The sequence below is a fragment of the Vibrio cionasavignyae genome (genome assembly GCF_050337155.1).
In the GTDB taxonomy this organism is placed as follows: domain Bacteria; phylum Pseudomonadota; class Gammaproteobacteria; order Enterobacterales; family Vibrionaceae; genus Vibrio; species Vibrio nomapromontoriensis.
In genome coordinates, this window is record NZ_JAKJSR010000011.1 from 178594 (window position 1) to 191022 (window position 12429).

Annotated in this window: 8 protein-coding genes and 1 pseudogene; all 9 read right to left on the minus strand. The window is 44.5% G+C overall.

What is annotated here, in order from left to right; translation table 11 throughout:
• Positions 1-291: 291 nt before the first annotated feature.
• A pseudogene (locus tag L4D74_RS06640) lies at positions 292-1050 on the minus strand (AAA family ATPase); the annotation flags it as partial.
• 5 nt (positions 1051-1055) lie between these two features.
• Positions 1056-2198, minus strand: coding sequence for an exonuclease SbcCD subunit D (locus tag L4D74_RS06645; protein ID WP_428751565.1), 1143 nt, complete (start codon positions 2196-2198; stop codon positions 1056-1058).
• 177 nt (positions 2199-2375) lie between these two features.
• The gene (locus tag L4D74_RS06650) at positions 2376-3788 is read right to left on the minus strand and encodes an ATP-binding protein (protein ID WP_428751342.1); all 1413 of its coding nucleotides are present in this window, start codon (positions 3786-3788) and stop codon (positions 2376-2378) included.
• Positions 3789-3801: 13 nt separating this feature from the next.
• Positions 3802-4506 (minus strand): response regulator, encoded by a 705-nt coding sequence (locus L4D74_RS06655; RefSeq protein WP_265674031.1) that lies wholly within the window; start codon positions 4504-4506, stop codon positions 3802-3804.
• Between the two features lie 341 nt (positions 4507-4847).
• Entirely contained in the window at positions 4848-8000 is a 3153-nt protein-coding gene (locus tag L4D74_RS06660) for an efflux RND transporter permease subunit (protein ID WP_428751343.1), read from the minus strand.
• Positions 8001-9134, minus strand: coding sequence for an efflux RND transporter periplasmic adaptor subunit (locus tag L4D74_RS06665; RefSeq protein ID WP_428751344.1), 1134 nt, complete (start codon positions 9132-9134; stop codon positions 8001-8003).
• 134 nt (positions 9135-9268) lie between these two features.
• Complete coding sequence (locus L4D74_RS06670) at positions 9269-10111, minus strand: mechanosensitive ion channel family protein (protein WP_428751345.1); 843 nt, start codon at positions 10109-10111, stop codon at positions 9269-9271.
• Between the two features lie 27 nt (positions 10112-10138).
• Positions 10139-11368, minus strand: a complete 1230-nt coding sequence (gene pepT, locus L4D74_RS06675) for a peptidase T (protein ID WP_428751346.1) — start codon at positions 11366-11368, stop codon at positions 10139-10141.
• A gap of 581 nt (positions 11369-11949) precedes the next feature.
• Positions 11950-12141: a hypothetical protein gene (locus tag L4D74_RS06680; protein ID WP_265674036.1), complete on the minus strand. Its 192-nt coding sequence runs from the start codon at positions 12139-12141 to the stop codon at positions 11950-11952.
• Positions 12142-12429: the final 288 nt, after the last annotated feature.

Genomic DNA, 12429 nt, shown 5'->3' on the forward strand with positions numbered 1-12429 from the left:
GTGCTTTTGCTGGCTCTCTTCCAGCGCCTTCTTAGCTAGGACACTCAACTCATTAGCCTGTGCAATTTTCTTGGCTCCAACGTCTAAACGCTGCTCCAGTTCGTTGCTGTCTTTGGCAAGCTTACTTCTTTGTTCAAACACCGCGCGCAATTTTGTTGCGGAATGATACGCCGCGACCTGTTTTCGGTTGAGCACATCAGCCGTTTTATTCTGTTCATGCTCATGAATAGCAAGTTGAACGTCGTCGCGCTCTTTGAACTTACGTTCTTGCGTTGTGGCCAAATCACACTGCTTTCGCTTGTCAGCCAATTGTGCTTCGACGCCGGTCAATTGCACTTTAAGCTCGTTAAGCTGTGGAAGTTGCGCCTGCTCTTGATCAAGTAACTGCTGCTCAGACTCCAACCCTGCGACTTCTAGCGCGCCTTTAATTTGATTATCGAACTCGTCCTTAGCTTTACGAATACTTGCCGCTTTATCGAAAAGTGTTCGCTCGATATTACTGTATATATGCGTCTGAAATAGTTGACCAAAAATCAGTTCCCGCTCTTTCGAACTTGCCGTCAGCAACTCTCTAAACTTACCTTGTGGCAGCACCATCACTTGACGAAACTGTTTAACATCCAAGCCAACTAACTCGTGAATCGCCGTCGCCACCTGCTTAGGCTTGTTAGCAATCAGGCTTTGATCGGTGAGCTTGGTTAGCACCGCTGAATGTGTGCGTTTTGTCGTACCCTCGCCTCGCTGTTTAGGCACTTCTTGATCAGGGCTACGCTCAATACAATAAACGTGTCCTGATAGCTCAAACTCGAACACCACAGACGTCAATAATGTCGCTTCCGCGTAATCACAGCGCATTTGATCGCCAGTTCGCTCACTGCCTGTGGTTTCGCCATAGAGTGCGTAGCATATTGCATCTAAGATCGAGCTTTTTCCCGCACCTGTTGGCCCATTAATCAAAAACAACGGTGATGTGCCCAGCAGTGAGAAATCGATCACTTCAGTCTTAGCAAAGGGTCCAAATGCGGAGAGGGTTAATTTAATAGGTTTCAACGTGACTACTCCTTATTACCTTTGGACAACGCGCCAACGATATCAGCGACCATTGATTCTTGCTCAACCGTTAAGACTTCCCCTTGAACGTCATGAAAAAAGTCTTTGAACATGTCGAGTTCAGAATGTGCCAGTCTCGCCTGTGTCATTTCTCTATCCACCCCCACCAACATCCCCGGCTTTTCCAGGTGCAACACATTAGGGTATACCTCCCTCAATTTCGCCATCGGGTCTAAGATGGCGTGCTTATCCATTAAACGTACTAACAAGTAATCCTCGTTATGCTCATCATGTTGCCCTGCCTCGAGTAACTCAGACAAGGTTCCTTCCAAAATACGCATATTATGAGGCGCGGTCAGTGGGATCATGCTCGTCGTAACGTTGCCATCACCATCAAGCTCAACCAATGTCATGCTCTTATTGTGGTACTGCTCTGAAAAGGAGTACTTCATGATAGAACCTGAGTAGCGAATATGCTCAGCACCGCGCTTTTGCGCCTGATGCAAATGCCCCAATGCAACATAGTTAAAATGGCTAAAATGACTAAAACTTACACGGTCAGCACCGCCTATCGACAGGGTTCTTTCTGATTCTGAGGGTTCTGCGCCATCAATAAAACAATGGCTAATGAGAACATTCTGCTTTGATGAGTCCATGACTTCGCTGAGCTGCTGCGCCATGATGCGATGAGCATCATCATGATTACTGACCGTCACATTATAAAAATGACGGACATGCTCGGGGTCGCTATAAGGCATACCGTAAAAGTAGACGTCTGGTTTATCCGTTGACGAGATTACGATTGGCGTGGTCATCTGTTCAAGGCTGCTGATGATATGAAGTCCTGAACGGTCTAGCTGGCGGGCACCAAATCCCAATCGCTTCGCACCGTCATGATTTCCTGAAATCATAATGACGGGAACCCCAATGTCTTGAATGACCTTGGTTAAGAAATCATCTAACACCTCAATCGCACTAGTCGGAGGGACTGAACGATCATAGATATCGCCAGCAATAACGAGCGCATCGACGTTATGATCTGTTAAATAGTGCTCGATTTGCTGCAGTACGGCGCGCTGATCGTCTAATAATGAGACGTTGTGAAACTGCCTGCCTAAATGCCAGTCTGAGGTATGGATAAATTTCATACGGTTCAATTCGTTACCTTGTTAATACGTTAGCTTGGCTAGTATATAACGTTAATGAACACTTGGCAGCGATAGATTTCGGACGAAAGAATTTGCTGATGGCGAGAGAAACGTGGACTTAGTAACCGATACCGACATCCACGTATAAAAAGGAAAACAAATGGTGAGATATCGGCTTTATTCCGCAGGTTTGTGTGGGAAGATGAGACAAAAACAGGCACCACCTAACTCGCTATCACACACGCTCACTTTTCCATTGTGTCGAAGCATTATGTGTTTCACGATTGCTAACCCCAATCCATAGCCACCCGATGTACGATCACGGGCTTTATCGACCCGATAGAACGGTTCAAACAAGGATGCCCAGTGTTCTTTTGGAACCCCGCACCCATCATCATGAACCTGAATCACTAAGTGTTCTTCGTTACTTTGTACCTTAATAACAATCTTCTCATTGGCATAGCGTTTCGCATTACTCAATAAGTTAACGACCATTCTGCACAGAAGAAACGGATCGACATTCGACATATGAGGAACATAATTATCAGGATGACCAACAGGATTATCCAAGCGATTCAAGAGTGAATTGTTATCACTTGAGTCTTTAGCTGAGGTGGTAGAACCACTGCAACTCAGGGCACTATCGATATTGAGAGAAGGATCAACATAGATTGAAAAATCGACGCCTACATCTTTTTTCCATTTGTCTTCATACTCTTGCAACCACGCTGCTACATCGATATTCTCCAAATGAACAACGGCGTCAGGCCTTTCTACCCGAGCATAGTAAAGTAATTCATCGACAAGCGTTTCCATGTCCTCTGTATCTTCAATAATACTCTGCAACTGTTTTTTATGTTCCGGTGAGGCAACTTGATCAAGTAACACTTCACTTTGCCATTGAATGCGAAAAATAGGCGTTCTTAATTCATGTGCTACTGCATTGGTCAGCGCCTTGTTGTTGACCATTAGATTAGCGATTTCATCGGCCATTTTATTGAATTTTCGGTTGAGTTTCCCCAACTTGATCCAGTGCCTTTCTGATGCTCGAGCATCAAAATTACCACTTGCAAACTCAACGGCGGTTTTTTCCAGCACTCGCAAACGTCGGCTAAGAAACCAAATAAAACCGGAACTAAAGGCGACAAAACTGGCAAGGAAAAACAGCCAAACCACTTGATTACCGAATTCTATCGCCTGCAGCAATTCCGACTCAGGGTCGTCATACATTTTGATGTAATCGCTATTGGTATCAAACTTGAGCCAGAGCTGGTCATCGTCATCGAGTAAAAAAGGGGTATTAGGCTGCTCAATGAAGTATTGCGCGATCTCATCGGGAAGTTCAGACTCCGGCATGGTATCGAGTAATCGGTGGGTTTTGGTTGCGAACATTTGCAATAAATCTGTCGCGCGTTCATCACTTTCATTCACCGCGACATGATTCATTATGTCTCTAAACGCTTCAACTCTCAGGTTTGCATCTACGAGGTCAGGGTCGGATTTTCCGTATATTAAATACTCATAACCGACAATACTCGCCCCAAATAGTAAAATGAGCCCAATGAGAGATTCTACAAATATTCGCCACATACTCTGATTGACCCTAACCTAGCCAGCCGTCAGAAACAAACAAGTAACCTTTTCCTCGTACTGTGATGATCCCCTTCGGATTGGTCGCGTCATCAAACAGTTTTTTTCGTAACGTCACAATGCGGTTGTCTATTGTACGGTCGATACCGTCATAATCGATTCCACGTAGCTTTTTAGTTAGGAAGTCACGCGACAAGGTTTCGCCAGGCGACGATGCCAATAACCACAATAGGTCAAATTCACTATCAGTAAGAGATACATCAATGTTTTGATATTTGCAGTTACGGCTTAATTGACTGATGACCAACTGTCCGTACTTCAGTGAATGTCCCGTCTTAACGACCTGTTCATCGGCTGATTTACGTAACAGGTTGCGGATTCTCGCAAGCAAGACGCGAGGTTTAACGGGTTTAGTGACAAAGTCGTTTGCACCCGTTTCTAGCGCGGCCACATGGTCAAAATCGTCATCGCTCGCGGTTAGCATGAGGATTTTTCCGAAATAATTATCTCGTACAGAGCGACAAATCGACAGGCCATCTTGCCCGGGAAGCATTAAATCTAATACGATAAGATCGGGTTCAAACTCATGAATAGCTTTTTCGGCTTTTGCGCCGTCTAACACCGTTTGAACTCGAAAACCTTGAGTTTCAAAGTATTCCGCGAGCATCTGATTTAATTTGACATCATCTTCAACGATTAGCAGCTTTTGACTTTCCATCACCCATCCATCACATCTATACAATCTGCCGCTACCATACAGAGTTTTACATATTTACTCAATCACACCTACATTGTATGACATCAGCATCAAAATAAGACATATTTGTGAATTTACTAGGGCATCCTCAGCATTTACTACCACACTCATAGAAAGTTTAATACCGCTTCAATCGATTTTTCGCCACTTTCTCATAAATCGCCAAATGAATACGTTGTCTCCCTCCATTTAATGTAATCCATCGTCACCAAAATAATGACAAACCCATACAAAAAAAGCACCTCATAGGAACCCTATGAGGTGCTTTGTAAATCATGATACTAATTGATATTTAGAATCCGTTAGTCGTCATCAAGCGGTATTAACTTAGTACTGCCCCCTTTCACTTTTTCACGACGACGCTGAATCAATGCATAAAAACCAGGTATGAGTAATGTACCTGCAAGTAATACACACAATAGGCCACCCACAAGGGAAATACCTAGTGAGTTCTGGCTGACATGCCCAGCTCCAGATGCAAACACTAAGGGTACAATGCCTAAGATAAATGACCATGACGTCATGTTGACCGCTCGGAAACGTAGCATACCGCCGCGCACGGCAGCGTCACCAATCGGTACGTCTTTATCTTCACGCTCATTCTTGGCAAACTCAACAATAAGAATGGCGTTTTTGGCGGCGAGCGCTATCAACAAGACTAACCCTATCTGAGCGTATAAGTTCAGTGGCGTACCGGTAAGGTTTAACGCCAAAAACGACCCGAGTGTAGCAACCGGCACCACTAAGATGATTGCCAAGGGGATGGACCAACTCTCGTACTGCGCCACCATAAAGAGGTAAATAAAGATCAGCGCTAAGGCAAAGGCATAAATAGCCTGATTCCCCGCTAAAATCTCTTGATAAGCCATACCCGTCCATTCGTACTGGTAACCCATTGGCAATACGTTTGCCGCTACACGCTCCATGGCAGCAAGGGCATCGCCACTCGAGTAACCTGGTGCGGGCTGCCCTTGTATTACCGCACTTCGGTACATGTTATAACGCCACGCTACATCAGGCTCAAACACCTGATCGTAAGTCACTAATGTACTTAAAGGGATCATATCACCATTGGCGGATCGAACATGGAACAGTTGCAAATCATCCATGCCACTACGATATTCCGCATCCGCCTGCATCGTCACACGGAAGTTCTTACCAAACATCGTAAAGTCATTGACGTAGAGTGACCCTAAGTTGCCCTGCAAAGTTTGGAATATAGATGATAGCGGTATGCCAAGTTGCTGCGCTTTTTCCCGGTCAATATCCACGTAGTAATGTGGAACGTTGGCTCGGAATGTACTAAACGTATAGGCAATTTCAGGTTGCTTGTTCGCTTCTTGAATCACCTCTTGCATCACATTCGCCAAGTCGGTACGACTTCGCCCTAACGTATCTTCGAGAACAAATTCAAACCCAGATGCGGCACCCATACCCGGAACCGCGGGTGGTCCCATAGCAAAGACGACGGCGCCTGGAATTTCCTGAGCCGCCATACCGTTGATACGCGCGGCAATGGCGTTGGCAGAATGATCGCCTTCAAAACTATTACGTTCACTCCAGTCTTTTAACTTGATGAACATCGACGCACCATTAGAGGCAGCAGCGCCAGTCATGAACGCATAACCGTTCGCGACAGTCACACCATCAATGCCTGGCTCTTGCTCAACGAGTGCCATTAAGTTGCTTGTTGTTTCCGTCGTTCGAGACAAAGATGCGGAGTCGGGTAACTGTACGTTAACCAGCAAAATACCTTTATCTTCTTGCGGGACAAACGCCGTTGATGTCGATTTCGCAAAGAAGGTTACCGCCGTTAATGCCACGACAAAAAATGCGATTAGCAATAGCGTTTTCTTAACGAGGAAGCCGGCAATTTGACCATACTTTCGTGTGATACGTTCCAGGCCTTTATTAAAGGTTTGGAACCAACGAGCCGTATTGCCGCCCCCTTGTTTTAGCACCAATGAACACAACGCAGGTGACAAGGTCAATGCATTAATAGACGAGATGATTACCGAAATACAAATGGTCAACGCGAACTGTCGGTACATAATTCCGGTGATGCCGGGTAATAACGTTACCGGAATAAACACCGCCAGAAGTACCAACGTCGAGGTGATGATTGGGCCGGTTACCTCTTTCATCGCCATTAAGGTTGCTTTACGTGGCGACAAAGTCGGATCACGCTTCATGATGGTATCCACGTTTTCAATCACGAGAATCGCATCATCTACCACAATACCAATTGCCAGAATCAAACCAAACAAGGTTACCGTGTTGATGGTAAACCCTGTCATGTTCATGATGGCAAAGGTACCAATCAATGATACGGGTATCGCCACAACAGGAATTAACGTCGCACGGGCACTGCCTAAGAATAAATAGGTAACGGCAATAACCAATAAAATCGCTTCAATGAGCGTTTTAACTACCCCTTTAATCGACTCAGCAACAAAAATAGTCGTGTCATAACTGGTTTCGTATGCCATACCATCAGGGAAGTTAACACTCAACTTATCTAGCATCGCCATGACGGCCTTGCCACTTTCAAGCGCATTGGCATCGGATTGAAGTGACAATGTCACGATAGAAGCATCTTGCCCCCTAAATTCACCCGAACCATCATAGAACTTTTTACCTAATTCAACACGAGCCACGTCTTTTAGATAAACCGTAGAGCCATCAATATTTGCGCGTAGCACAACATTTTCAAACTCACTGACACTCTCTAAACGGCCTTTGGTCACCAAGTTGAATTGCACTTCCTGTGGATCAGCATAAGGTGCAGCGCCCACACGGCCAGCAGCGACCTGTACGTTTTGTTCAGCAAGTGCTGAATACACGTCCGACGTCGTCATTTTTAGGTTGGCGAGCTTGTCTGGGTCTAACCAGACTCGCATCGAGTACTCACCGCCCCCAATCACACCTACTTCACTGATGCCCTTAACTCGTGCCAGCTGATCTTTGATATTCAGGTTAACGTAGTTTATTAGGAACTTGTCGTCGTAGGTGCCATCTGGAGAATAGAAGTTCAGTACCATTAGCAAGTCAGGTGAACGCTTCTTCACCGTCACGCCAACCATACGCACTTCTTGAGGCAATTTAGATTCAATTTGAGAGACACGGTTCTGTACATTGACTTGTGCCATGTCAGGATCGGTGCCGATATCAAACGTCACATTGAGTGAATAAGAACCATCATTCGCACTTTTTGAAGACATATAAATCATGTCTTCAACACCATTCACTGAGGTTTCAATGGGGTCTGCAATGGCTTCTTCAACAACCTCGGCGCTTGCACCAGTATAATACGCGGTGACACTTACCGAAGGAGGGCTAATTTTGGGATATTCCGCAACAGGAAGGACCATTAAGGAAATGGCGCCTGCTAGCGTTAATATAATAGAAATGACCAAAGCAAACTTTGGTCTTTGAATAAAGAAACGACTTAACATCTAGGCACCTTGTTCGGTTGATTCCGGTTGTTCAACTCGTACAGGAACTCCATTCCTTACACGCTGTAGACCCTGCGTGATCACAACATCGTTAGCACTTAAACCAACTTTGATAATGATGCCACTGTCTGTCTGAGGACCTAATGCGACGTTTCGGCGTTCAGCAACATCACCTTCCGTAATGACCATTACAAAGTCGCCTTCAAGATCGGTTTGAACCGCACGCCTTGGTACCGTTACGACATCAACCGCTTGCTTCTCCATTAACTCAACGCGAACATGTTGGCCCGGCAGCAAGCGCTGCTTAGGGTTTTCAACCACAGCGCGCATGGCCAATGTGCCAGTGTTTAGATTGATTCGATTGCCGAGAAAATCCAGCCTTCCTTGATGATCAAACAATTGTCCATCTTCAAGAATAATATTGACCGCTACACCGTTTGATTCATCGCTACCATCACCTTCTATTTCATCCATCCCTAATACCAGGCGCTCACGCTCACTGATACTAAATGAAGCATAAATAGGATCCATACTGACAAGCGTCGTTAGAACACCTGAAGAAGGTGACAATAAATCGCCGGTACTCACCTTGCTATCAGCAATACGGCCAGTAAAAGGCGCGCGTACTTCTGTATAAGATAAATTTACCTCTGCAACTTTCAGCTGAGCTTTACCCGCTGCTAGTTGTGCACGCGCGCTCATTAATGCAGCGGTGAGTGCATCGAATTCAGCTTGAGAAATGTTATTGGATTTGACTAGGTTTTGGCCTCGAGCGAAATCGAGTTGTGCCTTTTTGAGGGTGGCTTCTGCTTCTGAAACCTGTGCGTGAGCACTGGCAACTTGAGCTTCGAATGATGAAGGCTCAATGGAATACAGCAGTTGGCCTTTTTCTACAATTTGTCCTTCATAAAAATGTCTTTCTTTGAGATAGCCAGAAACCTGCGCAGTAATAGCAGTATCTTCAACCGCATCCATACGACCGATATAAGATTTGCTTTGCTGGTGCTGCACGACACTCACCTCTTGCGTTTGTACAAGAGGGAGCGGCGCGGCAGATTTATTCGCGGTATTATCACCACAACCCGTTAGTAACGCAGTTGTAATTAAGCTTAGAACAAGTATTTTTTTAGGCATTGAAACACCAATATATTTTAGTTGGAACAGGCATTGCACAGTATCCAACGAAAAGTCAGGTCAATGTCCGAGAATCATCAACATATCATATGAAAGTGTTTCAAAATATAACAGTATGTTTTTAAATACGTTTCCTATTTTTCTTTCGGGAATGCGTTGGAATATATCAACATAAAGTCGGCACGAATTTCTTGCTCTAAATGTGTCGCCAATTCAGTCGGGCAAAATATCATCACATTAACGATCTGCTCACCAGTAGCACCGCTCGAAAGATAGACATGAGGTTCCGATCCTGGCAAATCGACGCCTGCATGTTTTTCAATCACGCCATTATAACGACGGGCGACATCAATAAAGCTTTCACTGTGGTTTTCTATTTGAGTGATCAGGTCAGGGACGAGTGGAAACAAGTTGTCAAAACCCGGCACAATAATGGAAAAGTGATGATAGACATAGCGCTTCATAAAGTTGAGGTTTTTCACCGCGTAGGTGAAAAACATACTATTAGGCAGCGTGATGGTTTTGCCCGTAAAGTGATAATGACCATGATACAGGTCGATTTCCTGTACAACGGTGGCCATTAGATTATGTTCAATCACTTCCCCACTGGTTTTACCGACCTCGATCCAATCACCAATTCGGAACGAGCGAGAGCTGGCTCGTTGAATAGAGCCCGTAAAGCATAAGATAATTTCTTTGGATGCAACCACTATTGCAACGGCAATCGCCGTTACTGACAATGCAAATTCACTGATCTCTGATTTCCAGATCAGAAATAGAGTCAACACAATGAGTGCAAATGACCAGTTTTTGGTACGAGACATCCACTTGCGTTGATCTTCAGAAATAAACGCCACATCGCCGCGGATTGCGCCTAGCGTAATCCGACGAACAATGAGTATAAAAAAGAGAATTAAAGCACTCAGCAGGAGTTTGTTTTCGTATAAATACGCGATGACTTTTTCTGTATCTTCCATGTGAGCCTACATCAATTATGGTTTGGCTCAACGATACCGAATTGCTGTCTCTTTCGCAATTTGCACAATCACTTTTACTGCTAATTCCATACCTTGCACAGTAATAAACTCATGAATACCATGAAAATTGTAACCACCAGTAAAAATATTCGGACAAGGAAGTCCCATGAATGACAATCTAGCACCATCGGTCCCACCGCGGATTGGTTTGATATCCGGTTGCACGTCACAGGCGATCATCGCTTTTTCAGCAAGCTCAATAATATGTGGATGAGGCGTCACCATTTCACGCATATTCGAGTAGTTATCGACTAACTGTAAGCTCACTTTCGCGCGCTTACTGCCTAACTCAAACGCTGCCACCTTGTCCTGAAGGTACGCCTTTCGCCTTGCCAATCCATCACTATCAAAATCACGAAGAATATAATGCAGTGTCGATTTCGCCACGGACATATCGGCAGACCCCAGGTGATAGAACCCTTCATACCCTTGAGTGGTTTCTGGGGTTTCATCGCTAGGCATTTCAGCATGGAAGCGGGATGCCAGCGTCATAGCATTGACCAGTTTTCCTTTCGCGGTTCCAGGATGAACGCTAACTCCGGTAAATTCTACGGTCGCGGCAGCGGCATTAAAGTTCTCATACTCTAATTCCCCCACAGGTCCACCATCAACCGTGTACGCCCACTGTGCTGAGAACTTTTCAACATTAAAAAGATTTGCACCACGCCCTATTTCTTCGTCAGGCGTAAATCCAATTTGAATATCACCATGCGGAATATCAGGGTGTGCCAGCAAATATTCAACTGCAGTAATGATTTCTGCAATACCGGCTTTATTATCAGCACCGAGTAGCGTTGTGCCATCCGTGGTAATGATGTCATGCCCATGCAAGTCATGAAGATCTGGATATTGAATCGGTGATAACACCTCATCCCCTTTCCCTAATGCAATATCACCGCCAATATAGTTCTCAACAATCTGTGGCTTCACATTACGACCAGAGGCGTCAGGTGCCGTATCCATGTGAGCAACAAAACCAATCGCCGGAATGTCACCTGCTACGTTTGAGGGTAGCGTCGCCATTAGGTAACCATTGTCATCTAGGCTTACATTCGATAGACCTAAATCAATCAGTTCCTTTTTTAAATGCTCTGCGAAATGCGCTTGCCCTTGAGTACTTGGGCAACAACCTTTAGATGAGTCTGATTGCGTGTCAAATGTGACATATTGAAGAAACCGATCCGTAAGACTTGCCATGTGTTTCACCTAGTTATTATATGTAATCGCGAACCATAATACGGATTAGACGCATCGAGACGTTGAGATAAATCAGATTATATTGCTTCAGTAAAAATGAGTTCATTTAATATCCTCCCCTTTACCTACGCCTTAAATAACTGGATTTGGGTTGATGTTGCTTAAGACTAAACTGACTAAAATCAACTGAATACCTTACCCAAACGCATACTTATCAACGCAAAACCATATCTATGTAAGCGATCATATCTATGTAAACGACTAAGGTACGCGCTTAATTTTGATAGAGAGTGACAGAACAATGAACGATATCTATTACGTATTTTCTCCTACATATATAGGGCAAGATCCCTGCACAACAGATGAGGAGTTTGAGACCGAACAAAAAAGACGCGAGCTCATCGCGCAGCGACTAAGAGAAGGCGGCCTGACAGACTGACCTCAGTTACGGTACGACGAACTGCTTTGGCCCTTTCCTAAAAATTTGCTGTGTTCTTCCGATGTACAATGGGTACCAATAAAAAAAATGGGCACCAACTCTTGTTGATGCCCACTTTAGGTATTCGCTTTGCTTATGCTTGTTATCGGTTAAGGCCGATATCTCGCTGCATATGACTAGACAGTTCATTTGAGTAGTAAGTATTTTCTACTTCACCTTTACCGAACATGATATCTAGTAGGTGTGCAATCAATCCTTTGAAGTTAACCGCGTAGGCTTTCTTATCCATAGAGGGTGCTAGAGCGATGGTGTCGATATTCATTGCTTGTGCCATGATTGCCTCTCTTTACAAATTCATTTTTTGTCGTTGTTGGAGCAATAATAGGCAACAAAACGCGTGTAAAGAAATGACAATTTTTGGAAATTCAGATTAGTTATTCTAATGGAACAATGCGTTAACAAGTGCCGTTTTTAACCATTCAAAACTGCTGCATAATTACCCATAAGAAAGCGATTTGGATAAATAATTGCTCACTTACCCAAACCGCTACGTTCAATTGTTAAGCATTTGTTACTTAAAAATATTCAGTTTTTCTTATAGAATTCAACAGCCTCTCGTCAA

Excerpts from the sequence above, each read along its gene's own strand:
- L4D74_RS06645 (WP_428751565.1), bottom strand. The coding sequence starts at position 2,198 with ATGAAATTTATCCATACCTCAGACTGGCATTTAGGCAGGCAGTTTCAC.
- L4D74_RS06650 (WP_428751342.1), bottom strand. The coding sequence starts at position 3,788 with ATGTGGCGAATATTTGTAGAATCTCTCATTGGGCTCATTTTACTATTT.
- L4D74_RS06655 (WP_265674031.1), bottom strand. The coding sequence starts at position 4,506 with ATGGAAAGTCAAAAGCTGCTAATCGTTGAAGATGATGTCAAATTAAAT.
- L4D74_RS06660 (WP_428751343.1), bottom strand. The coding sequence starts at position 8,000 with ATGTTAAGTCGTTTCTTTATTCAAAGACCAAAGTTTGCTTTGGTCATT.
- L4D74_RS06665 (WP_428751344.1), bottom strand. The coding sequence starts at position 9,134 with ATGCCTAAAAAAATACTTGTTCTAAGCTTAATTACAACTGCGTTACTA.
- L4D74_RS06670 (WP_428751345.1), bottom strand. The coding sequence starts at position 10,111 with ATGGAAGATACAGAAAAAGTCATCGCGTATTTATACGAAAACAAACTC.
- pepT (WP_428751346.1), bottom strand. The coding sequence starts at position 11,368 with ATGGCAAGTCTTACGGATCGGTTTCTTCAATATGTCACATTTGACACG.
- L4D74_RS06680 (WP_265674036.1), bottom strand. The coding sequence starts at position 12,141 with ATGGCACAAGCAATGAATATCGACACCATCGCTCTAGCACCCTCTATG.